The sequence below is a fragment of the Brevundimonas sp. UBA7838 genome, assembly GCF_002500885.1.
GTDB lineage: Bacteria > Pseudomonadota > Alphaproteobacteria > Caulobacterales > Caulobacteraceae > Brevundimonas > Brevundimonas vesicularis_C.
The window spans coordinates 88,273-113,313 of sequence record NZ_DLTK01000127.1 but is presented as its reverse complement, the minus strand read 5'-3'; the positions used below and the strand labels follow the sequence as shown (position 1 = coordinate 113,313).

Below are 25,041 nucleotides of genomic sequence, written 5' to 3'. Positions count from 1 at the left end.
GCGCAGCGCGGCCAGCGCCTGCTGTTCGGGGGTCAGGTCGGCCATGTCAGGCCAGACTTGCTGAAGGTTGGGATGGGGCATGGAAAAGGGCTTTCGGCATTCTGAATTTCGATATGTGCAGGGGCGAACAGCCGCTCTGGTCCAGAGCGGTCGCCGGTGAGACGGTCAGGGACGAAGTGCGCCCGACGCCTCAGCCGGCGTATCGAAAGCCGTAAAAGCCGTAGCCGAAATAGAGGCCGGAAACCGCGCGCGAACGGTCGAAAGAAACAGAAAGAGCGCGCAGGCGGGACATGGTCCGGTTCCAGTCTATGCGGATCGTGTTGCGATCCGTGGGTGTCTTAAGGACGCAAAGACCGTGCGCCGTCAAGCCTCAGGCAAGCTCAACAGGACAAAACGCGTCTGATTATCGCCGGAATCCTGCAAGTCGTTGCGCAGGATCGACAGGCCGTACACCTCGGCGGCGCCGACCGGGGCGATGGCCGCCCGTGTCGGGTCGCCCGCTTCCGCCACATCGCGCGCCGCGCCTGCGGTATCGAAATGCTCGATGACCTCGACATTCAAGCCGGCCAGCGTGTCCTTGCACTGGGCTAGGGCGATGGGGTGGCTCTCGACCGTGCGGATATCGGACAGACGCGCGCCGTCGATCGCCATCAGCGCATGACGGATCGGCCGCCAGACCTGGGCGACCGGCTCAACGCCAAGCGCACCGACCAACGTCGCCGCCGGCTCGACCACGCCGATGGTCGAGTTCTCGACAGGGATCAGGGCGCAACCACAGTCGCCGGCGCGCAGCGCATCCAGGGCCTGGGCGAAGGTTTCGAACGCCACCGCCTCGTCCCACGGACGCAGGGCCAGACAGGCCTCATGGCTGAACGATCCGGGCGCGCCCTGATAAGCGACCCGGCCGGGCTTTTCCTCAGTTGGAGCCGTTACTTGCATCGATCACTCCCTCGGTCTCGGATCGATCTGGCGCTGCTTCGGTGGCGTCACCATGACCGGATCCGCCCGCATTTGGGGCGCTGACGACGGCTAGGCCGCCGCCGACTGCGCCACCCGCCCGGCCTTCAGCCGCTCCGCGACCAGGAAGGCCAGCTCCAGCGCCTGGTCGGCGTTCAGGCGCGGGTCGCAGTGCGTGTGATAGCGGTTGGACAAGTCATCCTCGGTAACCGCCTGGGCGCCGCCGATGCATTCGGTGACGTTCTGGCCGGTCATTTCCAGATGGACGCCGCCGGGGTGAACCCCTTCCGCTTCCGCCACATCGATGAAGGTCCGGACTTCGCCCAAGATGCGGTCGAATGGCCGGGTCTTGTAGCCGTTGCCGGCCTTCAGCGTATTGCCGTGCATCGGGTCGATGGACCAGATCACCTTGCGGCCCGAGGCCTTCACTTCGCGCATCAGCTTGGGCAGGCGCTCGCCCACCTTGTCGTGACCGAAGCGTCCGATCAGCGTCAGACGACCGGAGACATTGTCCGGGTTCAGGGCGTCGATCAGCGGCAGCAGGTCGTCGGCGGTCATGGTCGGCCCGCACTTCACGCCGATGGGGTTCTTGATCCCCTTCATGAACTCGACGTGGGCGCCGTCCAGCTGACGCGTGCGCTCGCCGATCCACAGCATGTGGGCCGAGGTGTCGAACCATTCACCCGAACCGCCGTCCAGACGCGTCAGGGCGCTTTCGACGTTCAGCAGCAGGGCCTCGTGGCTGGTGAAGACCTCGACCCGGCTGAGGTCCGGATGAGTCTCGGGCGTGACGCCGACCGCCTCCATGAAGGCCAGGGCCTCGGTGATCTTGTCGGCCAGCTCGCGGTACTGGGCGCCGGCGGCGTTGTCTCCGGCGAAGCCCAGGGTCCAGCGATGGATGTTGTACAGGTCGGCATAGCCGCCGCCGGCGAAGGCGCGCAGCAGGTTCAGGGTCGAGGCCGACTGGTTATAGGCGCGGATCAGACGCTGCGGATCGGGCGCGCGCTCCTCTGGCGTGAAGCCCATGCCGTTGATGATGTCGCCGCGATAGCTGGGCAGTTCGACGCCGTCGATCTCCTCCAGCGGCGACGAGCGGGGCTTGGCGAACTGGCCGGCGATCCGCCCTACCTTCACCACCGGTTTGCGCCCAGCGAACGTCAGGACGACCGCCATCTGCAGGATCAGGCGGAAGGTGTCGCGGATATTGTCTGTCGAGAACTCCTTGAAGCTCTCGGCGCAGTCGCCGCCCTGAAGCAGGAAGGCGTCACCCCGCTCAACCTGCGCCAGCTTCGACGTCAGGCGCCGCGCTTCGCCGGCGAAGACCAGCGGCGGCAAGGCGCGCAACTCGTCTTCCACCCGAGCGAGGGCGGCGGGATCCGGATAGTCCGCCGGCATATGCAGGGCGGTCTTGGTTCTCCAGCTTTCGGGGGTCCAGCGTGTCATCGCGCAAGAATAGGACTTCGCGCCTATTCAAACAACGAAAAGCCAGGAGGATTTTGCCGCGAAATGTCAGTCTTCCGAAGAAGGCGACTTTTCCGCCGCAGCTTCAGCCTTGCGTTCGGCCTTCGCCGCCGCCTTCTCGGCCGCCTTCAGCGCTGCGGCGCGCTCACGTTCCTGACGCTCAAAGCTGTAGTTGGGTTTGCGAGCCATCGGCGTCCTCGTCTCAAATCTTGATCTTGCGGTGAAGGTGGCGATGCATGGGGCCGGACGCAATCGCCAAATCCAGCACCATGCAAAAGCGGCTCACAGCAGCCTCTCCTTGCGCGTCAGAATCTTGGCGGCGGCGTCGAAGGCGATGAACAGGCGGGCTAGAAGGGTCATGGGCTTTGAACGCTTGGCCCCATTCGATGTTCAGTCCCGCGAACCTTCGTCGCACCCAGCAGGCAGGCGCCCATGTCGACCCAACCCATCCTCTTTGGCGGTGTCGAAGCCGGCGGCACCAAGTTCATCTGCGGCGTCGCCGCCGCCGACGGCGTGATCATCGACCAGATCCGTATACCCACGACGTCGCCCGACGAGACGCTGGATGCGGTCGCGGCCTTCTTCGTCGACGCCCAGTCGAGGCACGGCCGGCTTTCTGCACTGGCGATCGTCAGTTTCGGCCCTTTGTCGTTGAAGCCCGACGCGCCGGATTTCGGCGCCATCACCAGTACGCCCAAGCCCGGCTGGAGCGGCGTCAACCTGTTGGCCCGTCTGGGCCGTTTCCTCGATGTTCCAACGACGCTGGACACCGATGTGAACGGCGCGGCCGTGGGCGAACGCCTCTTCGGCAGCGGGCAAGGACTGGAGAGCTTCTGCTACGTCACGGTCGGCACGGGCGTGGGGGTTGGGGTGATGATCGGGGGCGCGCCGCATGGCGGTGCGAACCATCCCGAAGCCGGTCATAGCCGGCTGCCCCGCACCAAGGGCGACGAGACCTTCTCGGGCGTCTGTCCCTTCCACGGCGACTGCCTGGAAGGCCTGGCGAGCGGGCCGGCGCTGCAAGCGCGCTGGGGCGCGGCGGCCGAGACGTTTTCTCACGATCATCCGGCCTGGACGATGGCGGCGGAGTATATCGCCGGTCTATGCACCAACCTGACCTACACGCTGCGGCCGGAGCGAATCATCATCGGCGGCGGCGTAATGCAGCCGCACATGTACGATCTGGTCAGACAGGCTCTGGTGAGACAGCTTGGCGGCTATGACGCGAGCCTGCGGGGTCTGGATATGAAGACCTATATCGCGGCACCGACCGCGGGCGTGTCCGCCGGACTGATCGGCGCATTGGCACTCGCCTACCGTTCCGTCACGGGCGAGTGGCCCAAGGACTGGGCGACGCAAGGCCAGGATCAAATTGGATTGGAGATGGTGGACGCGACAGGGATTGAACCTGTGACCCCCTCGGTGTGAACGAGGTGCTCTCCCGCTGAGCTACGCGTCCTTGCCTTGCGGAGGCGGCGACATAGCCCGGTCGCCGGCCCCGCGCAAGCGCCTGTTTCAGATTCCGGCGGCGCGAACGCCTTCGGGCGTATCGGCTTCCGGGTCGCCCGGCAGCCAGGCGACGTGACCGTTGTAGATGTCCTGGTTCAGGATGCCCTCTTCCTTGGCGACCAGCACCGGCACCAGCATCTGTCCGGTGACGTTGGTCGCGGTGCGCATCATGTCGATGATCCGGTCGATGGCGACGATATAGCCGATGCCTTCCAGCGGCAGGCCGGCGGTCGACAGGGTCAGGGTCAGCATGACGATGCTGGTCCCCGGCACGCCTGCGGTCCCCAGCGACCCCAGCACCGCCGTCAGGCCGATCAGGATGTACTGCGTCAGCGTCAGATCGATCTTGAAATACTGGGCGATGAAGATCGAGGCGATGGCCGGATAGATGGCCCCGCACCCGTCCATCTTAACATTGGCGCCCAAGGGCACGGCGAAGGCGGCGTAGGCCTGGGGCACGCCCAAACGTTCGACAGTCTGGCGAAGGGTGATCGGCAACGTCCCCAGCGAGGATGAGGTCGCAAATGCGGTCTGCTGGGCCGCGAAGGCGCCGCGGAAGAAGCTGGTCACCTTCAGCCCGTGAACCTTCAGCAGGCCCGAATAGACGATCAGGATGTGGAACAGGCAGGCGGCGTAGATGGCCAGGATGAACTTCACCAGGGGCAGCAGCGCCTCCCAGCCGTAGCCGCCGACCACCGATCCGATCAGGCCGAACACGCCGATAGGCGTCAGCTGGATCACCCAGCGGGTGATGCGGAAAATGATGGCCGCGCCCTCATCCACCAGACGCCGAACGCCCTGCGCTCGGTCGCCCAGCGCCACCAGGGCCATGCCGACCAGGGCCGAGAAGAAGATGATCTGAAGCACCTTGCCTTCGGCCAGGGCGGCGAACGGATTGGTCGGCACGACGCCGATCAAGACTTCCAGCGGCGTCGGGATCACCCGTTCCTTGACCTCGCCCAGCGGCAGGTTGGACAGGCCGACGCCGGGATTGATGATGTGACCGAAGGCGAAACCGACCAGCACCGCCAGCAGCGACGTGACGGCGAACCAGAGGATGGTCCGCACCCCCAGCCGCACGGCCCCCGCCCCTTCCCCCAGCTTGGCGATGGAGCTGGCGATGGTGAACAGCACCAGCGGCGCCACCACCATGCGGATCAGGTTCAGATAGACGTCGCCGATCGGCTGAAGCCAGGTTTCGGCCCGCTCTCGCAGGATCAGCCCGGCGATGATGCCGAGGATGAAGCCGGCGGCGGTCCGCTGCCATAGCGGAATCTTGAAAAAGCGAGCGAGCATGACGGCACTTTCAACAGGGGTGCGCCAATCTGTCCATCGCCATGCCGATCCGCAACCGCAGCAGCGATCATTCAGCCGACAGATTTCCTGTCGGCTGGCTTCAGAATTTCAACGCCCGCCTCACGTAGAAGTCGGAGAGGATGCCGTCGATCGCCTCTTCGACGTCTTCGAAAATTTCGATCAGCACGTCCCCGTCCAGATCTTCGACGGGCGTCGGCGTAAAGCCGAAGGTCGTCAGAATGCAGGGCATGCCGGCGTCCTTGGCGGCATCCGCGTCTGGCGCGGCGTCTCCCACCATGATGGCTCGTTCGGGATCGCCGCCCGCGATCACAACAGCCTCCTTCAGATGGGCGCCCGAGGGCTTGCGCGCGCTGACCCGATCCGGGCCGACGATGGCGGCGAAATGTCGGGTCAGGTCCAGCTTGCCCAACAACAGCTCAGACAGGTCCGAACGCTTGTTGGTGGCCACGACCAGAACTGCGCCCCGCTCGCTGAGCCGCTCCAGCGTCTCGACCACACCCTCGAAGGGCTGCGAGCCGTCGGCGATATGGGCGGCGTAATCGACCAGGAACCGCTCGAACAGTTCGTCCGACTTGGCCCGCTCGACCGGCGCGCCGGCGGCTTCGAAGCCGTGCACCAGCAGCGCCCGCGCGCCCGATCCGATCAGGGTCGAGGCGGACTCCATTGGCACGGGCGGCAGCCCCTCCTCGACCAGCATCCGGTTCAGCGTGCCGATCAGGTCCGGGGCGGAATCGACCAGCGTGCCATCCAGGTCGAAGGCGATAGTCCAGCCTTCCAGGTCGCGATCGCTCATCCACATCTCCCGCTGGCCCGCATGATGGGCTAGATCACAGGACGACTAGACTGCGAGACGATTCATGACCAGCCAGACGCGCGCCCGCGCCGCCATCATTCTCGCCGCCGGCCAGGGCACGCGGATGAAGTCGCCTCTGCCCAAGGTGCTGCACCCCGTCGCCCACCGCGCCATGCTGGACCACGCCATCGATGCGGCGGAAGGCCTGGGGTGCGAACGCATCGTCGTCGTGGTCGGCAATCACTCGCCGGACGTCCGGGCCCATGTGGTCAAACGGCTGGGCGAGGCCGCCATTGCGGTCCAGGACCCGCCGCTGGGCACCGGCCACGCCGTGCGCGCCGCCGAACAGGCGCTGGCCGGCTTCGACGGCGAGGTGGTCGTCACCTATGGCGACGTGCCGTTGCTAAAGGCCGCCGACATCGAGCCCGTCTTCAATGCCGACGGCGTCACCGTCATCGGGTTCGAGGCTCGCGATCCGGGCGCCTACGGCCGTCTGATCGTTGAAGGCGACACCCTGACCGCCATCACCGAGGCCAAGGAGGCGTCGCCAGACGTTCTCGCCATCACCGCCTGCAACTCCGGCGTCATGGCCGCGCCCGCGGCCTTGCTTTTCTCGCTGCTGGCCGAGGTGAAGAACGAAAACGCCAAGGGCGAATACTATCTGACGGATGTCGTCGCTCTGGCGCGGAAGGGCGGCCACCCGACCCGCGCCGTCTTCGCCGCAGAGGACGCGGTGATGGGCGTCAACTCCCAGGCCGAACTGGCTCAGGCCGAGGCCCTGTTCCAGACCGTGCAACGCGACACCTTCCTGGCGGCCGGCGTGACGATGGCGGCGCCCGAAACCGTCCATTTCGCCTGGGACACCCAGATCGGCGGCGGGACCGTCGTCGAACCCTTCGTGGTCTTCGGCCCTGGTGCGGTCATCGAGGGCGGCGCGCGCATTCGCAGCTTCAGCCATATCGAGGGCGCGCGGGTCGCGGTCGGCGCCGAGGTCGGTCCTTACGCGCGCCTGCGTCCCGGCGCGGACCTGGCGACCGGGGTCAAGGTCGGCAACTTCGTCGAGGTCAAGAACGTGAAGATGGCCGAAGGCGCCAAGGCCAATCACCTGGCCTATTTGGGCGACGGGTCGGTCGGCGCCGGCGCCAACGTCGGCGCAGGGACGATCTTCTGCAACTACGACGGCTTCAACAAGGCGCAGACCCAGGTCGGCGCCGGCGCCTTCGTCGGATCGAACTCCAGCCTGGTGGCCCCGGTGGTGATCGGCGACGGCGCCCTGATCGCCTCCGGCTCCGTCATCACCGAGGACGTGCCCGCCGAGGCCATGGCCTTCGGCCGCGCGCGCCAGACTGTCAAACCCGAAGCGGCCGCGGCTTTCCGTGTCGAAGCCAAGGCGAAAAAGGCTGCGAAATCCAAATGAGCGACCTCCAGAAGAAGAACGCCGGCCAGGCCGCCGCCGCCCACGTCGAGGCGGGCATGATCGTCGGCCTTGGCACCGGCTCGACGGCCGCCTGTTTCGTCAAGGCGCTGGCGGCGCGCAACCTGCCCGACCTGCGCTGCGTGCCGACATCGGAGAAGACTGCAGATCTCGCGCGCGAACTCGGGCTGACGTTGTCGACGCTGGAGGACACGCCGCGCATCGACCTGACCGTGGACGGCGCCGACGAGATCGGGCCAGGCCTGGCGCTGATCAAGGGGGGCGGTGCGGCCCTGCTGCGCGAGAAGCTGGTGTGGGAGGCTTCGGCCCGCTGCATCGTCATCGCCGACGCGGCCAAGGTGGTGCCTTTGCTGGGAACCTTCCCCCTGCCGATCGAGGTCGTCGCCTTCGGTCACAAGACGACAGCCAACCGCATCGCCGATGTGCTGATCGACCACGACATCAACCAGCCGGCGCGCGTGCGGCAGGCGGATCGCGGCCTGGTCCGCACAGACGGCGGCAATCTGATCTATGACGCGGGCTGCAAGGCGATCCACGATCCCGTGCGCTTGGCCGACGATCTGAAACTGATCACCGGCGTGGTGGAGCACGGCCTGTTCCTGGATCTCGCTGACCTCGCCATCATCGGCACTGACGAGGGCTTTGAGGAGCGTCTTCCCTAGGACACGCCCCGGCGGCTCAGCACCGCCGGGATCGTGCGCGCCAGGATCGCCAGATAGACGCCGACGGTGCGGTTTCTGACCAGCCAGACATCCATCGCGACACGGCGCGGATAGGGCACGGCGTTTCGGCCCGAGACCTGCCACAGCCCCGTCAGCCCCGGCCGGACCGCGCAGTAGTCGGCCAGTCGCCGGCCATATCGTGCAGCCTCATCGATCACGATCGGTCGGGGACCGACCAGCGACATCTCGCCCCTCAACACATTGATCAGTTGCGGCAGTTCATCCAGGCTGAACCGTCGCAACAGGCGGCCCAACGACGTGACGCGCGGATCGTGTGTCAGCTTTCGCATGGCCTGCCATTCCGGGTCAGAGGCTGACGGCAAGGCTTGGTCAGCACCCATCCTCATGGAGCGAAACTTGAGACAGTCGAATAGTCGGCCGTCGCGCCCGATCCGCTGCTGGCGAAAGATCGCGGACCCTCCGTCCTGCGCCCTGACGCCCAGGGCAATGAAAACGAAGAGCGGCCAGGTCAGAAGCAGGCCCATCAGGGCGAAGACGAGATCCATGGCGCGGGTCGGGTCGAGACGAACACGGCGCCGAGACGCACCGACGCCGCGTGTCGACGTCACATCGCACCCGGCCAATTCCGATATCGACATTCAGCGCCCCCAAGCGTCACCATGACTTGGGATTGCGCGGTTGGCAATCTTGGCGCGTCGCCAACACAGATTGCTCAGATCAGTCTCCGCCCCACCAACTCAGCGTGAAAGGCGTGGGACGACCGTAGACCGAAACCGTCCCGGTAACGACAGGCGTCTGATCACCAAGATTCCTGCGCGCCGTCGCCAATGCGCCCTGATCAATCCGCGCCGACAACTCCACCGGGCCCAAGCCGGGCGCGGAGCCGCGCATTTGGATCCGATCGTCGGTGACGACATAGGCGTCTGGCAGAATCCTTGCCTCGCCTTGCGGCCCGGTCAGCGACAGGATCAGCGGCGGGGAAGCTTGGGAGCCGGCTTCCCAGGCGGCGAAGGCCTCATCCTGTCCGATGAACAGCGAAGCCACGGCCTGTATCGCTCCCTCACCTGTCGGACGATAGTCGCCCGAGATATCGCCGCTCAGACGATGCTGGAACGTCGGTTCCGGCGTCGAAGTCGGTGTCGCAGCGTCGCGCCGCTCGCATGCCGCCAGGCTCAAAAAGCCGGCGACCGCTACGACCACCCATGAGGACTTCATCGATCAAGCGCCTGGTCCAAAGCGCGGAACCCGGCGATGGCGATTTCGGTCGCGCTGGTGAAGACCGACGGCGTGATCCGGTCGAAGGTGTCGCTCGGTCGATGATAATCGGGATGATAATCGACGCCCATGTACAGGAAGGGGACGCCCGCCTCGTGGAAGGCGCCATGATCGGAGGCGTCGACCCAGTTGTTCTCGCCCGTATCCTGCGGGGTGTCCTTGCCAAAGGCGAAGGACACGCCCCCGTTCGGCGCCACGCCCTCAAGCACGAGGCGCAGATTGGGGTGCTGATAGGTCCCGGTGACCCACAGATGGCCATCCGTTTCCGCCCGCGCCGTCATGTCGAAATTCAGGTTCAGGCTGAGTGACGAGAGGGGCACCGGCGGCGCCTTGACGAACTCGCGAGCGCCCAGCAGCCCCCGCTCCTCTCCGTCCAGCGCAACGATCAACACGCTGTGTTCCGGCGGCTGGGCCTTCAGCCTGGCCGCCAGCTCCAGCATCGTCGCCACGCCCGAGGCGTTGTCGTCCGCGCCGTGGAAGATCTGACCGTCATTGACGCCGACATGGTCGTAGTGGGCCGTCACAACGATATAGCGGTCGGCGACGCGGGTTCCGGGGATCAGGCCGACGATGTTGACGCCGCTGAAGGTCTTCACGCCCTCGCGCGTGCGGCCCGGTGTCTCGAACCGCTGCAAACGCCCGAACGGCGGCGGGTGAACGCCCATGGCCTCCAATCGCGAGACGATGTAGGCGCGCGCGCGCTCGCCGCCTTCTGAGCCCGTGTCGCGGCCCTGCATGTCGTCGGCCGACAGGATGCGCACGTCCTCCAGCAGTTGGCTCGTACCGGTCGCGACGGCGCTCGGCGCAATCGGCGCCGTCGCGGGAACGGCGGCGCAACCGCTGACGATTAGGGCGCCGGCGACGCAAAGGCAGAGGGTCGAACGAGTCATACAGGCTCCGATAGGGACGCGCGAACCTAGCGAAGAGCGGACAGCGCGTCAGCCTACGGTTCTGTCATCATCGGCTTTGCGCGATGCACGGGCGGCGCGTCAGATGATATGACGACGGCCATGGCCAACGCGATTCCTCTCGAAGTCCCCGTCGAAGACCTCACCGCCGAGACGGCCGCCGAGGCCCTGGCCTGGCTGGCCGCCGAAATGGCCCGACACGACGCGCTGTACAACGAGGCGACGCCCGAGATTTCCGACGCCGACTACGACGCCCTGCGTGCGCGCAACCTGGCGATCGAAACCGCCTTCCCCGATTTGGTCCGCTCTGACTCGCCGTCGAACAAGGTCGGCGCCGCCGCCTCAACCCAGTTCGCCGAGGTGCGCCACGGCGTGCCCATGCTGTCGCTAGACAACGCCTTCGACGAGGGCGAGGTGCGCGACTTCGTGGCCCGGATCGCCCGTTTTCTAAAACTGCCGGCCGACGAACCCATCGCCTTCGTCGCCGAGCCCAAGATCGACGGCCTGTCCGCCAACCTTCTTTATGTCGACGGCAAGCTGAAGATCGGCGCCACGCGCGGCGACGGCCGCGCGGGCGAGGACGTCACAGCCAATCTGAACACCATCGCGGATGTGCAGCAGATCCTGGCCGGCGACGACTGGCCCGACCGGATCGAGATCCGGGGCGAGGTCTATGCGCCAAACGACGCCTTTGCCGCCTTCAACGCCGCCGCCGAAGCGGAAGGCCGCCGCACCTACGCCAACCCCCGCAACTTCGCCGCCGGCTCCCTTCGCCAGAAGGACGCCCGGATCACCGCCAAACGTCCGCTGAACTTCTTCGCCTACGCCTGGGGCGAACACTCCAGCGACTTCGCCGAGACCCAGTGGGAGGCCCTGCAAAAGCTCAAGGCCTGGGGCTTCCCCGTCAACGCCCGCTCGCGCCGGGTCGAGGGGGCGGAGGGGCTGATTGCCGTCTATCGCGAACTGGAACGCGACCGCGCGACCCTGGGCTATGACATCGACGGCGTGGTCTACAAGGTGGATCGCATCGACTGGCAACGCCGCCTGGGCTTCGTCGCCCGCAGCCCCCGCTGGGCCATCGCCCACAAATTCCCGGCGCAGCAGGCGACCACTGTGCTTGAGGGGATCGACATCCAGGTCGGCCGCACCGGCTCCCTGACCCCCGTCGCCCGGCTCCACCCCGTCACCGTCGGCGGCGTCGTGGTCCGCAACGCCACCCTGCACAATGAAGACGAGATCGAACGTCTGGATGTCCGCATCGGCGACACGGTCCGCCTGCAGCGCGCCGGCGACGTCATCCCCCAGATCTTGGGCGTGGTCCCGGAGTTACGTCCGGCCGACGCCGTCCCCTATACCTTCCCTGAACACTGCCCCGTCTGCGGCTCGGAAGCCGTGCGCGAGGGCGACGAGGTCAAGCGCCGCTGCACCGGCGGCCTGATCTGCGACGCCCAGATCGTCGAACGGCTGAAGCATTTCGTCGGCCGCCGCGCCTTCGACATAGAGGGATTGGGCGAAAAGCAGTTGGTCGCCTTCCATGCGCGCGGCTGGATCAAGGAGCCGGCCGACATCTTCAGACTGGCGCGCGACGAGGCGCGGCTGAAGGAGCTGGAGCGCGACGACGGTTATGGCGAGACCAGCATCCGCAACCTGGTCGCCGGCATCGACGCCCGCCGCGTCATCTCGCTGGACCGGTTCCTGTTCGGTCTGGGAATCCGCGACATCGGCGAACAGACCTCCATCGTGCTGGCCCGCGCTTTCGAGAGCTGGCCCGCGCTGAAGGCCGCCTGCCTCCAGGCCGCCTCGGGCGTGCCGTCCGAAGCCTGGACCGGACTGTCCGCCGCCCACGCCATATCGCCCCGCGTCCTGACCCTGATGGCCGAGACCGCGCCCCCCGCCGTCGATCCCTGGCCCGAGGCGACGATGGACATGAAGATCAGCCAGGCCTTTCCCGGCATGGCCGCCCCTGCCCGCCGGTCTTTGGCGACGATGGTTCAGGACTGGTCCGGCCTGGTCGAACTGGCCCGAGTCGCGCGCGAGGACGGCCCGTCCGAAATCCTGAACCAGATCGCGGGCGTCACCGGGGTCGGCCCCGTCGCGGCGGAGGCCTTGGCCCACTTCTTCCACGAGCCGCACAATCTAAGGGTCGTGGAGGCTCTGGAAGCCGAACTGACCCAGATCCTCGACGCCGAACGCCCCAAGTCCGACACGGCGGTCGCCGGCAAGACCGTCGTCTTCACCGGCGCCCTGGAGCGCTTCACCCGCGACGAGGCCAAGGCCCGCGCTGAAAGCCTGGGCGCCAAGGTCTCGGGTTCGGTGTCGAAAAAGACCGACTATCTCGTCGCCGGCCCTGGAGCCGGCTCCAAGCTCAGGGACGCCGAAAAACATGGCGTCCAGGTGCTGACCGAGGACGAATGGCTGGCCCTGATCGGCGGCCGAAGTTGACCTAAGGGTCGGTTTTCGTTGGTGATCGCTGGGGTTTTGGCCTTGTTTTCAACCGAAACCGCGATCAACGTCCGCTTCAACGGGCGGCGCGACCGACCCGACGAAAGGGAACGACTATGAAGATCAAGATCATGCTGGCCGCGGCGGCCCTGGCGGGCGCCCTCGCCTCTCCGGCCCTGGCGGGCGACCCGACCGGCCTGTGGCAGACGCCGACGAATGGCGGTCAGGTGCGGATCGCGCGCTGCGGCCAAGCGCTGTGCGGCACGCTGGTGACCTCGGACCACATTCGCCGGGACGCGAATGCGCGCGATGCCAACAATCGCGACGCCTCGCTGCGGAACCGCACCTTGCGCAATCTGCCCATGCTTACGGGCTTCACCGGCGGTCCGACGGAATGGCGCAACGGCTCGGTCTATAACCCGGCCGACGGCGGCACCTATCGCGGCACCATCACCATGACGAACGACAACAGCCTGCGTCTGCGCGGATGCATCGTGGCTCCGCTCTGCAAGACCCAGACCTGGACCCGCATCCAGTAGGCTCAGGGACGCCCCACATATGAAAGGCCCGGCCGGAGCGATCCGACCGGGCCTTTTTCATGTCTGCCTTAGATTAACGGTTCAGCGCCGCCCGCGCCGCCTCGGCGTAGCGGTGCCCTGTCGCTGCGCCCTTCGGGAAGACGGCCTCGATCCGTGCGAGATCCTCAGGCGTCAGCACGACGTCCACGGCCGCCGCATTCTGCTCCAGGGTCGCCATACGGCGCGTGCCCGGGATCGGGATCAGATCCTCGCCCTGCGACAGCACCCAGGCCAGCGCCAATTGAGCGGCGGTTATGCCCTTGTCCGACGCAATGACCTTCACGGCGTCAACCAGATCCAGGTTCTTCTGGAAGTTCTCACCCATGAAGCGCGGATTGGTGCGGCGGAAGTCGTCTGCATCCAGGTCATCAATCGATTTGATGTCGCCCGACAGGAAACCGCGGCCCAGCGGGCTGTAGGGCACGAAACCGATGCCCAGTTCGCGCACGACTGCGAACAGTTCGTCTTCGGGCTCGCGGCTCCACAGCGAATATTCCGTTTGCAGGGCCGTGATCGGATGGGTCGCATGCGCCTTGCGCAGGGTGTCGGGCGCGGCCTCGGACAGACCCAAGTAGCGGACCTTGCCCTCCTTGACCAGTTCCGCCATCGCCCCGACCGTGTCCTCGATCGGCGTGTCCGGATCGACGCGGTGCAGATAGTAGAGATCGACGTGATCGACGCCGAGGCGTCGCAGGCTGCCTTCGATGGCGTGACGAACGTTGGCCGGGCTGCCGTCGGTCATCAGCCTGGTGCGGTCGGCATTGTAGTTGATGCCGAATTTGGTGGCGATGAAGGCCTGGTCGCGCCGGTCCTTCAGCGCCTTGCCGACCAGCACCTCGTTCGTATGAGGGCCGTACATTTCGGCGGTGTCGAACAGGGTGATTCCCAGATCGAGCGCGCGATGGATGACGGAGATGGACTGAGCCTCGTCGGAGCCGCCATAGAAGGCGCTCATGCCCATGCAGCCTAGGCCAATGGCCGAAACCTCGGGGCCGTTCGCACCCAGCTTGCGCGTCTTCATGGGGGCCTTCTCCTGTCGATGTGGGGATCGGCCTAAAAACAGATAGGATGGCCGACGATCAGGAGATGGTCGCGGCGACGGCGGGCTGCAAGCCCGGCCGTGCTTTGCGATGGTACCGCCTCTCAGGCTTGAACTGAGGACCTCCGGTTCCACAAACCGGCGCTCTAACCAACTGAGCTAAGGCGGCCCGCTCATCGCGAGGCGCGTTCTCTACCGGGCCTGCGGCAGGCGATCAAGCGCCTTCCTCATATTTCGTCAGGAGATTTCGCAGGTGACAGCCCAAACAAAAACGCCCCGGAGATTGGTCTCCGAGGCGTCTTGTCTGTTGCCGTGACGATCACCCGAGGGTGAAGGGCACCCGGACGCGGAAGGTCGCGTCTTGAGCGGCGCCATCGACGGTCCGCGGAGACAGTTGTCCACGCTGAACCACCCGAATGGCGGCGCGGCCGAAGCCCATTCCGGCAGGCTCTTCGGACACCACGCGGCAGTTCGCCGGAGATCCGTTGGAGCGCGCCGTGCACTCGACTGTAGCCGAACCGCTGATTTCACGCTCCAGCGCACGCGCCGGGAAGTCATCAGCTGTCGGGCGCGGTTGGCGCGACCACTGAACGTTCGTGATCGTCGACGGACGCGGCGGAGCCGGGGGTGCGGGCGGAGGCGGAGGTCCAGGAATATTGACGGGCGGACCCGTGTACTCAACCCGATCTTCCTTCTTCGTCGGCGTGATGTTGACCGGCGGAGGGGGAACGATGTTCGGGACCGGAGCCGGCACGCGCACCTGAAGCTTCGGCGGCGGAGGCGTATCCGTCGGCGGAGGCGGCGGGGGCGGAGGCGGCGGAGGCGGCGGAACCGGCTCGACCAACTCGACCTCGACGGACTCGTCGACGTAGTTGAACTCCTTCAGCTTGAACTTGGACTGCTGAACAAAGAAGATCAGCAACGCAAACAAGATGCTGACCACCATCAGGCAGACGATCAGCACGGGGTAGGACACCCCCATGAAGCCCTTCTTCTTGGGTACGTCGTAGCGACTGCGATGATATTCGACGTCTGTCATACTATCTCCGCATCCTAACTCGTCGCCTGGTCTTCGCCGACCAGCGCAACGCTATAGAAGCCGTTATCCTGCAGCGCATTCATGACCTGCATAAAGTCGCCGTAACGGGTGTTCTGGTCGCCCCGAATGAAGATCCGCTCATCGGCCGGGTTCCGGGATCCGATCTGTTTTTTCAGATCTTCACCCAGGGCTCCGACGTCGGTCCGGAAATCGCCCACATAGACGTCGCCGTCATTCTGGATCGAAATATAGACCGGCTTGGGCGGGTTCGGGGCCGCCTTGGCGACGGCGATTGGCAACTCAACAGGCACCGACACGGAGGCTAGCGGAGCCGCCACCATGAAGATGATGAGCAGAACCAGCATGATATCAACGAAAGGCGTAACGTTGATATCACTGTTGGCCTGAGGCAGGTTGCCAGCGCCGCCCGATTTAATCTTGGCGGCCATCCGTCTTACGCCCCCTTGTCGAGCTGACGTGAGATGCCGTTCAGCAGCTCAGCGGCGAAGCCGTCGGCGCGCGTGCCGTAAGCAGCGATGCGGGTGTTGAAGTAGTTGTAGAACACAACGGCCGGGATAGCGGCGAACAGACCGATACCGGTGGCTAGCAGAGCCTCAGCGATACCCGGAGCCACGACGGCCAGGTTGGTCGTGTTCGACTGGGCGATACCGATGAAGGAGTTCATGATGCCGTAAACGGTGCCGAACAGACCGACGAACGGACCGATCGAGCCGACCGACGCCAGGAACTGCTGGCCGCCCGACAGGCGCAGGGCCAGACCGGATTGCACGGCGGCGACAGCCGACTGAGCGCGGGCCATGGCCGAGTCGAGGTGATCGCCGGTGACCGACAGACCCGATTGACGCGACAGTTCGATTTCCTCGGTGGCGGCGGCGGCCATGTCGGCCAGCGGGTTGCCGTCGAACTCTTCCTGAGTCGAGACAGCGCGCATGTCAGCGATGGTGCGGGCGCCGCGGAAGTTCTCGAGGAAGTTGTCGGTCTTACGGTTCAGAGCGCCGAACTCGAACAGCTTGATGAGCAGCAGGGTCCACGACAGGATCGAGGCCAGCAGCAGGCCGGCCATCACGACCTTAACGACGACCGTGGCTTCCATGAACATGGAGATCGGGGTGATGTCGCCGTGACCGCCGCCGACGGCGTCGTTCACCGTTGCGGGATCAGCTTCGCCGGCAGCGGGAGCGGCGGCTGCGGGAGCCGCAGTCGAGGCGGCCGGGGTGGGCTCGGCCGGGGCCTGGGCCAGGACCGGCGAGCTCGCCATCAGCGCGGCGGCGCCGGCCATGGCGAGAAGGATATTCGTCTTTTTGCTGTTCAGCATAATTCGCCAGTTCCTGCTTGGTCTGACTCGTGGAACCAAAGGTGCGGCCATAGTCAGCGACCGCCCCCCAACCTGAAATGTTTCCTTCAACGCGCCCGTCCTTTCGAGGATCAGAGCCCGCTGAAATCTTCGGTGGAGATCGAACCGGTCGCCCGCCTCGTCTCCGCTGGTCGAACCTTCGGAGACACGTCTCCGGCGATCCGCATTAACGTCTTCTTGCGAAGGCGCCTCAACCCTTTGACGAACCCTTACCGGAGCGTCAAGGGACAAGAGGGGCTTTTAACCCGTCGAGAGACATGGAGAAAAGTTCCACCAACCGGCGCATTAGAGTGCAGCGGCGCGACATTTTGATGATGATCTGGCGTCAGATGAAGCAAGTTTGTTCAAAACGGCCATCCTGAGCGCGATCATTTCCCGATATGGCGAATTGTAGGGCTGATCGCTGCAAGCCGGCTTAAACCAAGGGCGGCGCAAAGGCCGCAGCGCAGTATCATGCGCCCGAAACAATCGATTTTCACGGTGTAAGAAAAGATGGTGCCTGGAGGCGGGTTCGAACCACCGACACGCGGATTTTCAATCCGCTGCTCTACCAGCTGAGCTATCCAGGCGCCGACGCGGCGTCGCGAGAGGCGGCTCTATAGGGGAGGCTTTTCCGCCTGTCCAGCGCCCAATCCGTCCTTTTCGTCATCATCTTGCGCACCCTCGTCCAGGGCGACCGGAATGGCATAGGCGCCGGTGAACCAGCGCTGAAGATCGACGTCGGAACAGCGGCGTGAGCAGAAGGGCTTGTACTTGGGATCGGCGTCGGCCTTGCGGCAGATAGGACAGGAAGCCACGGCTCAACCCTCTTCTATTCGTCCGCGTCCCGGCGGGATCGCGGCATCGGCCTGGATCACCGCTCGCGGTCCCAGATAGGACGCCAGTGGATCGGCGATCAGGGCTTCTTCGGGCGCGCAACGCGCGGTGATGCGTGGCGATAAGGTATCGGCCAGAAGCTGTCGCCGCAAAGCGCGTACGACAGATATGGCCCGCGTCTGGACCGAGGGGCGTCGGCCAGCGTCGAGCAGAATCTCCTCGATCGGCGTGCGACGCCAGGGAAGCGACATCTGCAACAGGCCGAATCGACTGACGGGTCCGAAGACGGCCTGGTGTTCGTGGCTGAACGCGGCCCGCGCGACCTTGGACTGCGCCTCGGCGTCCTGACCGTCCCCGACCATGTCGATGACGACCAGGCCACCCCAGTTCCGCAGGCCGATCAGCCGCGCCGCCTGCTTCAACCCCTCGCGATTCGCAGCCGCCCTTGCCTGGTTCGGATCACGACCGGGCGTCGCCGCGAAGTCGATGTCCACAGCCACCAGGGCGCGGGTGCGCTCTACGGCGAGATTGATCCCGTGCGAGGCGAAAACGATCGATTGAACCAGAGCCTCCTCCTCCGCCTCGACCACGGCGTCGATGGCGGCGATGCCGGTGACTGATTCCGCGCCGGGCGCGAGGTCGCGCAACTGTTCGGCGATGCTGGGTGCGGGCTGGATCAGGCGAGGCGTCCCCTCCCCCGCCCCCAGACGGCGAACCACCGCCCCTTTCCCGGCACGAGGTTCGGCGGTGACGACGACTTCCAGCCGTTGGCCTTGAGTAATTCGGTCGTTTCTCGGGAAGGGCAGAAAGGCGGCGGCCGGTGCGGCGATATCGACGAAGGCTCCGCGCAAGCCGGGGTTCACCTCGATGACACGCCCCACCGAGCGGGCGCCGAGCCGGGTCTGCGCCGCATCATCCTCGCGGTGGATCAGAAGATGAGTATAGCGGCCGTCGCGCATGATCGCGCCACGCGTCTCACCAGGCGTCTCGTCGAGGAAGACCTCGACTGCGCCGCTCATGAACGCCAGCCGACGCCGTGCAAGAGCTGGACGGCCTCATAGACGGGCAGGCCCATCACGGACGGATGGCTGCCGACAATGCGCTGGATGAAGGCGGCCGCCGGGCCCTGGATGCCATAGCCCCCGGCCTTGCCGCGCCAGTCGCCCGTGGCGACGTAGGCGGCGATCTCATGGTCGGACAAGGGTTTGAAGGTCACGCGGGTTTCGTTGACGCGGGACGATATCTTTCCGTCGCGCCAGACGGCGACGCCGGTGAAGACGCGGTGATTGCGGCCGGACAGCAGTTTCAGAAAACGTGTCGCCTCGGCCTCGTCCGCCGCCTTTTCCAGAAAACGACGCCCGACAGCGACCACCGTGTCGGCGGCGATGACGACCGCGTCGGGACGGCGTTCTGCGACGACCTGGGCTTTCGAGGTAGCGAGCCGTTCGGCCAGGCGCGGCGAAGTCTCGCCCTTCAGAGGCGTTTCGTCGATGTCGGCGGGATCGATATGGTCGGGCGTGATCCCGACCTGCGCCAGCAGTTCGATGCGGCGCGGGCTGGCCGAAGCCAGCACCAGTTCGGGGCGACCCGCAGCCACTTACTTGAAGCGATAGGTGATGCGACCCTTGGTCAGGTCGTAGGGGGTCATTTCGACCAGCACCTTGTCGCCGGCCAGGACGCGGATGCGGTTCTTGCGCATCTTGCCGGCGGTGTGGGCGATGATCTCGTGGTCGTTCTCGAGCGTCACGCGGAAGGTGGCGTTCGGCAGCAGTTCGCTGACGGTGCCGGGAAACTCGAGCAGTTCTTCCTTAGCCATGCGGCCTCTCACGCCCGTTGAATATGCGTTCGACCCCACGCCGGGCGGGCGCGAGGGGCGGAATGGACGGGCCTAATGCCCGAAAACACAGAGATAGTCGAGGTCAGCCGCGACGGTAGAGGGCGCAGAGCAACGTAAACAGGCGCCGCGACGTCTCGTGATCGACCACGATCTTGCCGTCCAACCGCGTCTTCAGCTGCTCGGCCCCTTCGTTGTGAAGGCCGCGCCGGCCCATGTCGACCGATTCGATCTGGCTGGCCGAGGATCCGCGCAGAGCCTCATAGTAGCTGTCGCAGATCATCAGATAGTCTTTGATCACGCCCTTCAGCGGCGTCAGGCTGATGGCGTAGGTGCGCGTGAAGTTCTCGCCGTCGATGTCGAACACCAGACGATTGTCCTGAAGCGACAGCTTCAGCCTGTAGGGTCCGCCCTCGGCGCCGACAGGCTCAAAGCTGTTCTTCTCGACCAGATCAAAGATGGCGACGCGACGCTCGTGCTCGATCTCGGCCGTCGCCGCCGGCAGGGTCGCGGCGTCCAGTTCGACCGAGGCCAGCTTATGATCGGCGCTCATGCCGCAGTCCCTTCGTCCAGTTCGGGCGTGTCCAGATGGGTCGGCGCGATCCGTGCGGGCCAGCGGTCGGAAATGTCCGTGACCACGGCGTCCAGACATTCCACGTCGATTCGCAGATCACCGCCGCCGGCGAACATCAGGATGACGCGCCCGCTCAGGTCCTCGGTCGGAATGAAGTCGAGCGCGAGCAGTTCGAGCGAGGCGTCGGGACTGCGCGACAGCCGACGGCTCTTGACCGCCAGAACGTCGCCGAACTGCATGGCGCACATCACGCGCGTCCCGCCGCACTCCCAGCAGAAGCGGCTGAAGGCGATGGTCAGGGTTCGGGCGGCCTTTTCCCAGACGATGTCGACGGGGCGCAGGATCGCGTCCTGAAGCGCGGCGGAGATGATCTGAAGATCGTCGGCGTCCTCGGCCAGCAGACGCAGCGGTTCGACCGGCGCCTTGGCTTCGGGGATGACGCCGTCGATCTCAGTGCTCATCACCTGTTCCCTTTATGCGGCGGATGTCGGCTCCGCACGCGCCGAGCTTTTCTTCCAAACGCTCGAAACCGCGATCCAGATGATAGACCCGTCCGACCGTCGTTTCGCCCTCCGCGACAAGGCCCGCGATGACCAGGCACATCGAGGCCCGGAGATCCGTCGCCATCACCTGGGCGCCGTGCAGAACCTCGACACCGGTGACGTGCGCCTCTCCGGCATGAACCGAAATGTCGGCGCCCAGTCGCGCCAACTCCGGCACATGCATGAAGCGGTTTTCGAAGATCGTCTCGCGAACCGTGCTGACGCCCTCCGCCGTCGTCATCAGCGCCATGAACTGGGCCTGAAGATCGGTGGCGAAGCCCGGATAGATGGCCGTCTCGACATCCACAGCCTTCAGTCGCTGCTTCGGGTCGCGCTTGATAAGCACGCCGTCGGCGGTCGGCGACACCTCAACGCCCGCCTCGACCATCTTGTCGGTCAGCGAACCAATCAATTCGGCCCGCGCCTTGGTCAGGCGCACCTCGCCGCCGGCCATGGCGGCGGCGACCGCGTAGGAGCCCATCTCGATTCGGTCGGGAATCACCGACCAGGTCGTCCCGTTCAGCGACGAGACGCCGGTGATGGTCAGGACGTCGGTGTCGATTCCCTCGATCCTGGCGCCCATGGCCGTCAGACAGTAGGCCAGATCGCCGATCTCGGGTTCGCGCGCCGCACGACGCAAGACGGTCGTGCCTTCAGCCAGTACGGCGGCCAGAAGCGCGTGTTCGGTGGCGCCGACCGAAACGAAGGGAAACTCGATCTCGGCGCCCTTCAGGCCCTTGGGCGCGCGGGCGGTGACATAGCCCTCGTCCAGTTCGATCTCGGCGCCCAGCGCCGTCAGCGCCTGCAGGTGAAGATCGACCGGACGCGCGCCGATGGTGCAGCCGCCGGGCAGCGAGACCTTGGCCTCGCCGGTGCGCGCCAGCAAAGGCCCCAGCACATTGAACGAGGCCCGCATCTGGCGCACCAGATCGTAGGGGGCAAAGGTCGAGGTCAGATCCTTGGCGTGAAACAGGCTCTCCTGCCCGTCCGCCCCGTCCCGCTCGGTCACTTCGATGCCGAACTGGCGCAGCAACTGACCCAGGAACCGGGTGTCGGCCAGGCGCGGCATATTGGTCAGCAACAAGGGCTGATCCGTCAGGATCGAGGCGGCCATCAGCTTGATGGCGGAGTTCTTGGCGCCGCTGACGGGAATGTCCCCGAAAAGCTGGGCGCCGCCCTGAATGGCGATGCTGTCCATGACGTCCTTAAGCGCGCCCGAGGCCAACGCCTCGGGGGGAAGGTTCTCTAGCAAGCCGGCGGGCGCTTGCCAAAGGGCTGGGTGATCGCGAGCCGATGACTTTCAGTTGCTGTCGCGTGGCGCAGCCGGCGTCCGCGCCGGCGCCTTGCGCCGCCGCAGATTGGCCCGGAGCGCCGAGGCCAGCCGCATGGCCTTTTCCGCCTTGGCCCGCGCTTTCTCGAAATCAGGACCCGATTCGACGATCGGCGTCGCCTGTGCGGCGGCGGAGGGCGTATCGGCGTCATGCGGCGTGCGAGTCATGGCGCGATGATGCCGTGATCACGGGCCATGTCCAAACTTTCTTTCAGATCGTCAAAAAGCCGCTTCCCTCCCCGGAAGGGTTTGGCTATACGGCCGCTTCCTCAGTCGGGGCCGCCGTAGCTCAGTGGTAGAGCGCATCCTTGGTAAGGCTGAGGTCGTGGGTTCGATTCCCCCCGGCGGCACCATCTGAGACTTGAAAAGGCCCGGCTTTCGCCGGGCCTTTTTGATTTTCCAGATCGGACGGAAAAGCCTTCAGTCGTAGCCGTACAACCCGCGGCGATAGGGATCGCGGTCATCCGCATCGCCGTCCTTGCTCCAGCTGAACCCCATCGACATCGACTTGGTCGTGGTGTCGGCCCCATAGCCTCGACCGCGCCAGCCGCCGCCATAGGGCGAGTAAAAGCCCGGCCCGCGCAGACCATAGCCGCCGTAGCCGTATCCCCAAGGCTCGTTGCGGCCTTCGCGGTAGGCGAGGTCCAGGCGACCGTTCTCGCCGACCGGCAAGGAAACGGCCGCGCCATAGCTGCGATAGCCGCCGGTGCCGATTCCGGCCTCGACCATGCCATGCATCTTACGCTCGGCCGGGGCGCCCGGTTCTGCGCTTTCGTCGAAGGTTGCGCCCGGCGTGCGCGAGCTGATCCAGTTCTGGATCTGTTGTTCGGTGGTCATGCCGTGCGGGGCGGCGTCTTGGGCCGTCGGCGCTGTCAGCGACGCCTCAGGCGCTGCCGCCAAGGCCTGAGCCAAGGTGGGCGCGTTTGTCGGCGCCGTGGTCACCACGCCGTCCGGATCACCGTCCGACGCCGCCAGCGCAACACCCGCCAAGAGACTTGCGATCAGCATAGGCCACCTCCGTTCGATATCATCCTAGCACAGCGATTGAGACCAAGGTCAGGCGATGCCGTCGCCGCGGTCGAGGGGGTCCGGCAGAGCCTCGCCCTCGGGTACGAAACTGAGCGCGACCGAGTTGATGCAATAGCGGTTTCCGGTGGGCGGTGGACCGTCTGGGAAGACGTGACCCTGATGGCTGCCGCAGCGGGCGCATTGGGTCTCGATCCGGATCATGCCGTAGCTGGTGTCGCGGATCGCGTGGACGTGCGCTTCATCGACCGGCTGGGTGAAGCTGGGCCAGCCGGTGCCGCTTTCGAACTTGGTTCCGCTCTTGAACAGCGGCAAGCCGCACTCGCGGCAGCAGAAGACGCCGGCCCGCTTCTCGCCCAGCAGAGTGCCGCAGAAGGGCGCCTCAGTGCCATGGGAGAGCAAGACGCGCTTTTCCTCGGGGTTCAGATCGGCTTCGAGCCGGGCGCGTTCTTCGGCGTTCGGCGGGGTCAGGTCATAGCCCGACGGCGAACGGAGGGATTCGGAGGTTTGGGCGAGATCGGTCATGGACTGCAAATAAGAAGGGCGGGCCAAGGGTTCCACCCCTGCCCGCCCCTCGTTCATTCGACCGACCTGTCCTTACTTATTGGAACAGCGTCCCGACCCAGGCGCGCACGGCCGCCTCGTCCGTCGCCGATCCGGTATAGGCAAGGCCTTGCGCCGGGGTGAAGGGCGCATCGTTGCCGCGTTGGCGCGTGGTCCAGGCCTTATGACCATAGGTCAGCTCGGCATAGTTCGACGGCAGGCGCAGAACGGTCGGCTCGATAAAGATCGAGTCCTCAGCGGTTACCGATCCGGCCAGGCGCACGTTCGGCAGGCGCGTCAGCAGGTCCAGCGTATCCAGGCACCCGCTGGTGCAGCCGCTGTCGACCAGGACCACGACCGGACCCGCCACAGGGTTTGCTACGCCCGTGTCAGCCACCGAAGGACGGCCCGGCATGGTGAATGTCGGCTGATTGGCGGCCAGGGCCGAATCGAAGGCGGCGACGATGGCCTGGGTCTGTTCGATCACCGGGCCGGATTCGGCGACGAAGCGCGGGTCGGCCTGCATGCGGGCCAGGGTGTCGGCGAACCACTGACGGTTTGCGGTCGTGGCGCGGTAGGTGATTGAGCCGGCTTCAGGCTGACGGCTGACGGTGAACTCCGGCGTCCAGATGCGGTTGGCCAGGCCATAGCCCTTGCCCGTCGCGTTCAGCGAAGCGCCGTTTGCGCCGCGCAGATCGATGACCAGCCCCTGCGCGCCTCGAATAGCGGGCAGTTGGGCTTCGACAGCGGCGTAGAAGGCGTCCCATCCGGCGTCGTCAGCCAGAGTGTGAACGTTGATCCACGGACGGCCATCGACCGTCTCGACCGACAACGGATTGGCGCCCGGCGTATAGACGGTGGCGCGATAGGCGGCTTCCAGGCTGGCGGCGTCAGCCGGCTGAGGCTGCATCTGGAAGTCACGATCGCGACGCCCGACCTTGAAGGTGCACAGCGAGGGCACGCCGCCGGTGAACGGGTTATTGCGGTTCCACAGCAGATAGGGGGCGGTGCGGACACGTCCGGCTTCCGTCGTGAGGTCGCCTTCCCAGCGGTCCAGCCGCTCTTCGGCCAACTGCGCGGCGGTCTTGTCGCCGCATTTGACCAGGGTCGCGCCGAGCGGCGGCACGTTGCGAACGCCGGGCTTCACATAGGAAACGACATATTCGCCGTTGCGCCACGCCGTGGTCACGCCCGGCCAGCTGGTCGCGAAGAAGGGGCCGAGGCCTTCATAAGTCGGGCGAATCGCGATGTTCGAATCGCGGAAGCCGTTGGCGTAGTAGCGCATCAGATAGGCGTGGCTGTCGCCGCTGTTCACGCGGCCAACCTTGCCTTGCGCATCGGTCAGGCCGGCATCGATCCAGCTGCGAAACGCTTCGCTGGGCGCGCCGGGAATCACGGCGGCGGGGTGGTTGGCGGCCAGGGCGTCATGCGCGGCCTGAAGGTCCTGTTGCGCCAGAGCGCGAAAATCCTGTGCGACAGCGGCGCCGGCGGCGACGGTCAGCGACAGAACGGCGGCCGAAGCGGCGGCGATCATTCGGTTCATGGGGTTTCCTGCGGCCTTTGAT

General features: G+C 65.8%; 28 protein-coding genes and 4 tRNA genes. 6 read left to right on the top strand and 26 right to left on the bottom strand.

The annotated features are described in order from the left end of the window. Window positions 1-363 precede the first annotated feature (363 nt). From B3T77_RS12730 to B3T77_RS12720, 3 genes are all read right to left on the bottom strand, one after another. Window positions 364-939 carry a prephenate dehydratase domain-containing protein gene (locus B3T77_RS12730; RefSeq protein ID WP_292080024.1) on the bottom strand — a complete coding sequence of 192 codons (576 nt, stop codon included), beginning with the start codon at window positions 937-939 and terminating at the stop codon, window positions 364-366. 90 nt (window positions 940-1,029) lie between these two features. Further along, window positions 1,030-2,400, bottom strand: a complete 1,371-nt coding sequence (locus B3T77_RS12725; RefSeq protein ID WP_153925671.1) for a class II 3-deoxy-7-phosphoheptulonate synthase — start codon at window positions 2,398-2,400, stop codon at window positions 1,030-1,032. A 66-nt stretch (window positions 2,401-2,466) separates the two neighbouring features. Next, window positions 2,467-2,607 carry a hypothetical protein gene (locus B3T77_RS12720; RefSeq protein WP_165116349.1) on the bottom strand — a complete coding sequence of 47 codons (141 nt, stop codon included), beginning with the start codon at window positions 2,605-2,607 and terminating at the stop codon, window positions 2,467-2,469. 243 nt (window positions 2,608-2,850) lie between these two features. Between B3T77_RS12720 and B3T77_RS12715 the strand changes: the two genes are divergently transcribed. After that, window positions 2,851-3,846, top strand: coding sequence for an ROK family protein (locus B3T77_RS12715; protein ID WP_292080040.1), 996 nt, complete (start codon window positions 2,851-2,853; stop codon window positions 3,844-3,846). Here the strand turns inward: B3T77_RS12715 and B3T77_RS12710 are convergent. From B3T77_RS12710 to B3T77_RS12700, 3 genes are all read right to left on the bottom strand, one after another. Next, window positions 3,803-3,877, bottom strand: a tRNA-Val gene (locus B3T77_RS12710). The genes B3T77_RS12715 and B3T77_RS12710 overlap by 44 nt on opposite strands. Window positions 3,878-3,933: 56 nt before the next feature. Further along, entirely contained in the window at window positions 3,934-5,223 is a 1,290-nt protein-coding gene (locus B3T77_RS12705) for a dicarboxylate/amino acid:cation symporter (RefSeq protein ID WP_292080020.1), read from the bottom strand. Between the two features lie 100 nt (window positions 5,224-5,323). Continuing rightward, window positions 5,324-6,037 (bottom strand): HAD-IA family hydrolase, encoded by a 714-nt coding sequence (locus tag B3T77_RS12700; protein ID WP_292080018.1) that lies wholly within the window; start codon window positions 6,035-6,037, stop codon window positions 5,324-5,326. 64 nt (window positions 6,038-6,101) lie between these two features. Between B3T77_RS12700 and glmU the strand changes: the two genes are divergently transcribed. After that, window positions 6,102-7,454, top strand: coding sequence for a bifunctional UDP-N-acetylglucosamine diphosphorylase/glucosamine-1-phosphate N-acetyltransferase GlmU (glmU, locus tag B3T77_RS12695; protein WP_292080017.1), 1,353 nt, complete (start codon window positions 6,102-6,104; stop codon window positions 7,452-7,454). Further along, window positions 7,451-8,134, top strand: a complete 684-nt coding sequence (gene rpiA / locus B3T77_RS12690; RefSeq protein WP_292080014.1) for a ribose-5-phosphate isomerase RpiA — start codon at window positions 7,451-7,453, stop codon at window positions 8,132-8,134. The genes glmU and rpiA overlap by 4 nt, the downstream gene beginning before the upstream one ends. Here the strand turns inward: rpiA and B3T77_RS12685 are convergent. The 3 genes from B3T77_RS12685 to B3T77_RS12675 all read right to left on the bottom strand — a co-directional run bounded on the left by B3T77_RS12685 (window position 8,131) and on the right by B3T77_RS12675 (window position 10,320). Continuing rightward, on the bottom strand, window positions 8,131-8,700 hold the full coding sequence (locus tag B3T77_RS12685; protein ID WP_292080013.1) for a sugar transferase: 570 nt from the start codon (window positions 8,698-8,700) through the stop codon (window positions 8,131-8,133). The genes rpiA and B3T77_RS12685 overlap by 4 nt on opposite strands. A 172-nt stretch (window positions 8,701-8,872) precedes the next feature. Then, a complete protein-coding gene (locus B3T77_RS12680) occupies window positions 8,873-9,370 on the bottom strand; it encodes a hypothetical protein (protein ID WP_292080010.1) in 498 nt (165 codons plus the stop codon). Continuing rightward, window positions 9,367-10,320: a M28 family peptidase gene (locus B3T77_RS12675; RefSeq protein WP_292080009.1), complete on the bottom strand. Its 954-nt coding sequence runs from the start codon at window positions 10,318-10,320 to the stop codon at window positions 9,367-9,369. The genes B3T77_RS12680 and B3T77_RS12675 overlap by 4 nt, the downstream gene beginning before the upstream one ends. A gap of 120 nt (window positions 10,321-10,440) precedes the next feature. On the opposite strand from B3T77_RS12675, the gene ligA reads away from it, so the two are divergent. Together ligA and B3T77_RS12665 are read left to right on the top strand one after the other, a co-directional pair. Beyond that, window positions 10,441-12,780, top strand: coding sequence for an NAD-dependent DNA ligase LigA (gene ligA, locus B3T77_RS12670; protein WP_292080007.1), 2,340 nt, complete (start codon window positions 10,441-10,443; stop codon window positions 12,778-12,780). A gap of 116 nt (window positions 12,781-12,896) precedes the next feature. Next, window positions 12,897-13,319: a DUF2147 domain-containing protein gene (locus tag B3T77_RS12665; protein ID WP_091747281.1), complete on the top strand. Its 423-nt coding sequence runs from the start codon at window positions 12,897-12,899 to the stop codon at window positions 13,317-13,319. Window positions 13,320-13,392: 73 nt separating this feature from the next. Here the strand turns inward: B3T77_RS12665 and B3T77_RS12660 are convergent, their stop codons facing one another. The 14 genes from B3T77_RS12660 to B3T77_RS12595 form a co-directional block, all read right to left on the bottom strand. After that, entirely contained in the window at window positions 13,393-14,379 is a 987-nt protein-coding gene (locus tag B3T77_RS12660; RefSeq protein ID WP_292080005.1) for an aldo/keto reductase, read from the bottom strand. Between the two features lie 110 nt (window positions 14,380-14,489). Next, window positions 14,490-14,566, bottom strand: a tRNA-His gene (locus B3T77_RS12655). Between the two features lie 150 nt (window positions 14,567-14,716). Next, window positions 14,717-15,436, bottom strand: a complete 720-nt coding sequence (locus tag B3T77_RS12650; protein WP_017505195.1) for an energy transducer TonB — start codon at window positions 15,434-15,436, stop codon at window positions 14,717-14,719. Window positions 15,437-15,450: 14 nt separating this feature from the next. Further along, window positions 15,451-15,885 (bottom strand): ExbD/TolR family protein, encoded by a 435-nt coding sequence (locus tag B3T77_RS12645; RefSeq protein ID WP_017505196.1) that lies wholly within the window; start codon window positions 15,883-15,885, stop codon window positions 15,451-15,453. 5 nt (window positions 15,886-15,890) lie between these two features. Further along, a complete protein-coding gene (locus B3T77_RS12640) occupies window positions 15,891-16,772 on the bottom strand; it encodes a MotA/TolQ/ExbB proton channel family protein (RefSeq protein WP_017505197.1) in 882 nt (293 codons plus the stop codon). Between the two features lie 532 nt (window positions 16,773-17,304). Then, window positions 17,305-17,380, bottom strand: a tRNA-Phe gene (locus tag B3T77_RS12635). A gap of 27 nt (window positions 17,381-17,407) precedes the next feature. Then, window positions 17,408-17,608: a DNA gyrase inhibitor YacG gene (locus tag B3T77_RS12630; RefSeq protein ID WP_137721478.1), complete on the bottom strand. Its 201-nt coding sequence runs from the start codon at window positions 17,606-17,608 to the stop codon at window positions 17,408-17,410. Between the two features lie 3 nt (window positions 17,609-17,611). Further along, a complete protein-coding gene (locus B3T77_RS12625; protein ID WP_292079996.1) occupies window positions 17,612-18,646 on the bottom strand; it encodes a ribonuclease E/G in 1,035 nt (344 codons plus the stop codon). Then, complete coding sequence (locus tag B3T77_RS12620) at window positions 18,643-19,224, bottom strand: Maf family protein (RefSeq protein WP_165116325.1); 582 nt, start codon at window positions 19,222-19,224, stop codon at window positions 18,643-18,645. The genes B3T77_RS12625 and B3T77_RS12620 overlap by 4 nt, the downstream gene beginning before the upstream one ends. Next, the gene (infA, locus tag B3T77_RS12615; protein ID WP_008261544.1) at window positions 19,225-19,443 is read right to left on the bottom strand and encodes a translation initiation factor IF-1; all 219 of its coding nucleotides are present in this window, start codon (window positions 19,441-19,443) and stop codon (window positions 19,225-19,227) included. Window positions 19,444-19,546: 103 nt separating this feature from the next. Further along, window positions 19,547-20,014, bottom strand: a complete 468-nt coding sequence (locus B3T77_RS12610; RefSeq protein ID WP_017505201.1) for a UPF0262 family protein — start codon at window positions 20,012-20,014, stop codon at window positions 19,547-19,549. Then, on the bottom strand, window positions 20,011-20,496 hold the full coding sequence (locus B3T77_RS12605; protein ID WP_066551770.1) for a DUF2948 family protein: 486 nt from the start codon (window positions 20,494-20,496) through the stop codon (window positions 20,011-20,013). The genes B3T77_RS12610 and B3T77_RS12605 overlap by 4 nt, the downstream gene beginning before the upstream one ends. Beyond that, window positions 20,486-21,775, bottom strand: a complete 1,290-nt coding sequence (gene murA / locus B3T77_RS12600) for a UDP-N-acetylglucosamine 1-carboxyvinyltransferase (protein ID WP_292079992.1) — start codon at window positions 21,773-21,775, stop codon at window positions 20,486-20,488. Before murA ends, B3T77_RS12605 begins: the two co-directional genes overlap by 11 nt. Window positions 21,776-21,877: 102 nt before the next feature. Continuing rightward, window positions 21,878-22,075, bottom strand: a complete 198-nt coding sequence (locus B3T77_RS12595) for a hypothetical protein (protein WP_017505204.1) — start codon at window positions 22,073-22,075, stop codon at window positions 21,878-21,880. 110 nt (window positions 22,076-22,185) lie between these two features. On the opposite strand from B3T77_RS12595, the gene B3T77_RS12590 reads away from it, so the two are divergent. Further along, a tRNA-Thr gene (locus B3T77_RS12590) sits at window positions 22,186-22,260 on the top strand. A gap of 67 nt (window positions 22,261-22,327) precedes the next feature. Here B3T77_RS12590 and B3T77_RS12585 read toward each other — a convergent pair. The 3 genes from B3T77_RS12585 to B3T77_RS12575 form a co-directional block, all read right to left on the bottom strand. Further along, on the bottom strand, window positions 22,328-22,915 hold the full coding sequence (locus B3T77_RS12585; protein ID WP_292079990.1) for a hypothetical protein: 588 nt from the start codon (window positions 22,913-22,915) through the stop codon (window positions 22,328-22,330). Between the two features lie 48 nt (window positions 22,916-22,963). Further along, the gene (gene msrB / locus B3T77_RS12580) at window positions 22,964-23,458 is read right to left on the bottom strand and encodes a peptide-methionine (R)-S-oxide reductase MsrB (RefSeq protein ID WP_292079988.1); all 495 of its coding nucleotides are present in this window, start codon (window positions 23,456-23,458) and stop codon (window positions 22,964-22,966) included. A gap of 76 nt (window positions 23,459-23,534) precedes the next feature. After that, window positions 23,535-25,019 (bottom strand): hypothetical protein, encoded by a 1,485-nt coding sequence (locus tag B3T77_RS12575; RefSeq protein WP_292079986.1) that lies wholly within the window; start codon window positions 25,017-25,019, stop codon window positions 23,535-23,537. Window positions 25,020-25,041: the final 22 nt, after the last annotated feature.

Bases quoted from the DNA above. Each gene is read 5' to 3' on its own strand.
- B3T77_RS12730 (WP_292080024.1), bottom strand. From the start codon at position 939: ATGCAAGTAACGGCTCCAACTGAGGAAAAGCCCGGCCGGGTCGCTTAT.
- B3T77_RS12725 (WP_153925671.1), bottom strand. From the start codon at position 2,400: ATGACACGCTGGACCCCCGAAAGCTGGAGAACCAAGACCGCCCTGCAT.
- B3T77_RS12720 (WP_165116349.1), bottom strand. From the start codon at position 2,607: ATGGCTCGCAAACCCAACTACAGCTTTGAGCGTCAGGAACGTGAGCGC.
- B3T77_RS12715 (WP_292080040.1), top strand. From the start codon at position 2,851: ATGTCGACCCAACCCATCCTCTTTGGCGGTGTCGAAGCCGGCGGCACC.
- B3T77_RS12705 (WP_292080020.1), bottom strand. From the start codon at position 5,223: ATGCTCGCTCGCTTTTTCAAGATTCCGCTATGGCAGCGGACCGCCGCC.
- B3T77_RS12700 (WP_292080018.1), bottom strand. From the start codon at position 6,037: ATGAGCGATCGCGACCTGGAAGGCTGGACTATCGCCTTCGACCTGGAT.
- glmU (WP_292080017.1), top strand. From the start codon at position 6,102: ATGACCAGCCAGACGCGCGCCCGCGCCGCCATCATTCTCGCCGCCGGC.
- rpiA (WP_292080014.1), top strand. From the start codon at position 7,451: ATGAGCGACCTCCAGAAGAAGAACGCCGGCCAGGCCGCCGCCGCCCAC.
- B3T77_RS12685 (WP_292080013.1), bottom strand. From the start codon at position 8,700: ATGGATCTCGTCTTCGCCCTGATGGGCCTGCTTCTGACCTGGCCGCTC.
- B3T77_RS12680 (WP_292080010.1), bottom strand. From the start codon at position 9,370: ATGAAGTCCTCATGGGTGGTCGTAGCGGTCGCCGGCTTTTTGAGCCTG.
- B3T77_RS12675 (WP_292080009.1), bottom strand. From the start codon at position 10,320: ATGACTCGTTCGACCCTCTGCCTTTGCGTCGCCGGCGCCCTAATCGTC.
- ligA (WP_292080007.1), top strand. From the start codon at position 10,441: ATGGCCAACGCGATTCCTCTCGAAGTCCCCGTCGAAGACCTCACCGCC.
- B3T77_RS12665 (WP_091747281.1), top strand. From the start codon at position 12,897: ATGAAGATCAAGATCATGCTGGCCGCGGCGGCCCTGGCGGGCGCCCTC.
- B3T77_RS12660 (WP_292080005.1), bottom strand. From the start codon at position 14,379: ATGAAGACGCGCAAGCTGGGTGCGAACGGCCCCGAGGTTTCGGCCATT.
- B3T77_RS12650 (WP_017505195.1), bottom strand. From the start codon at position 15,436: ATGACAGACGTCGAATATCATCGCAGTCGCTACGACGTACCCAAGAAG.
- B3T77_RS12645 (WP_017505196.1), bottom strand. From the start codon at position 15,885: ATGGCCGCCAAGATTAAATCGGGCGGCGCTGGCAACCTGCCTCAGGCC.
- B3T77_RS12640 (WP_017505197.1), bottom strand. From the start codon at position 16,772: ATGCTGAACAGCAAAAAGACGAATATCCTTCTCGCCATGGCCGGCGCC.
- B3T77_RS12625 (WP_292079996.1), bottom strand. From the start codon at position 18,646: ATGAGCGGCGCAGTCGAGGTCTTCCTCGACGAGACGCCTGGTGAGACG.
- infA (WP_008261544.1), bottom strand. From the start codon at position 19,443: ATGGCTAAGGAAGAACTGCTCGAGTTTCCCGGCACCGTCAGCGAACTG.
- B3T77_RS12610 (WP_017505201.1), bottom strand. From the start codon at position 20,014: ATGAGCGCCGATCATAAGCTGGCCTCGGTCGAACTGGACGCCGCGACC.
- B3T77_RS12605 (WP_066551770.1), bottom strand. From the start codon at position 20,496: ATGAGCACTGAGATCGACGGCGTCATCCCCGAAGCCAAGGCGCCGGTC.
- murA (WP_292079992.1), bottom strand. From the start codon at position 21,775: ATGGACAGCATCGCCATTCAGGGCGGCGCCCAGCTTTTCGGGGACATT.
- B3T77_RS12595 (WP_017505204.1), bottom strand. From the start codon at position 22,075: ATGACTCGCACGCCGCATGACGCCGATACGCCCTCCGCCGCCGCACAG.
- B3T77_RS12585 (WP_292079990.1), bottom strand. From the start codon at position 22,915: ATGCTGATCGCAAGTCTCTTGGCGGGTGTTGCGCTGGCGGCGTCGGAC.
- msrB (WP_292079988.1), bottom strand. From the start codon at position 23,458: ATGACCGATCTCGCCCAAACCTCCGAATCCCTCCGTTCGCCGTCGGGC.
- B3T77_RS12575 (WP_292079986.1), bottom strand. From the start codon at position 25,019: ATGAACCGAATGATCGCCGCCGCTTCGGCCGCCGTTCTGTCGCTGACC.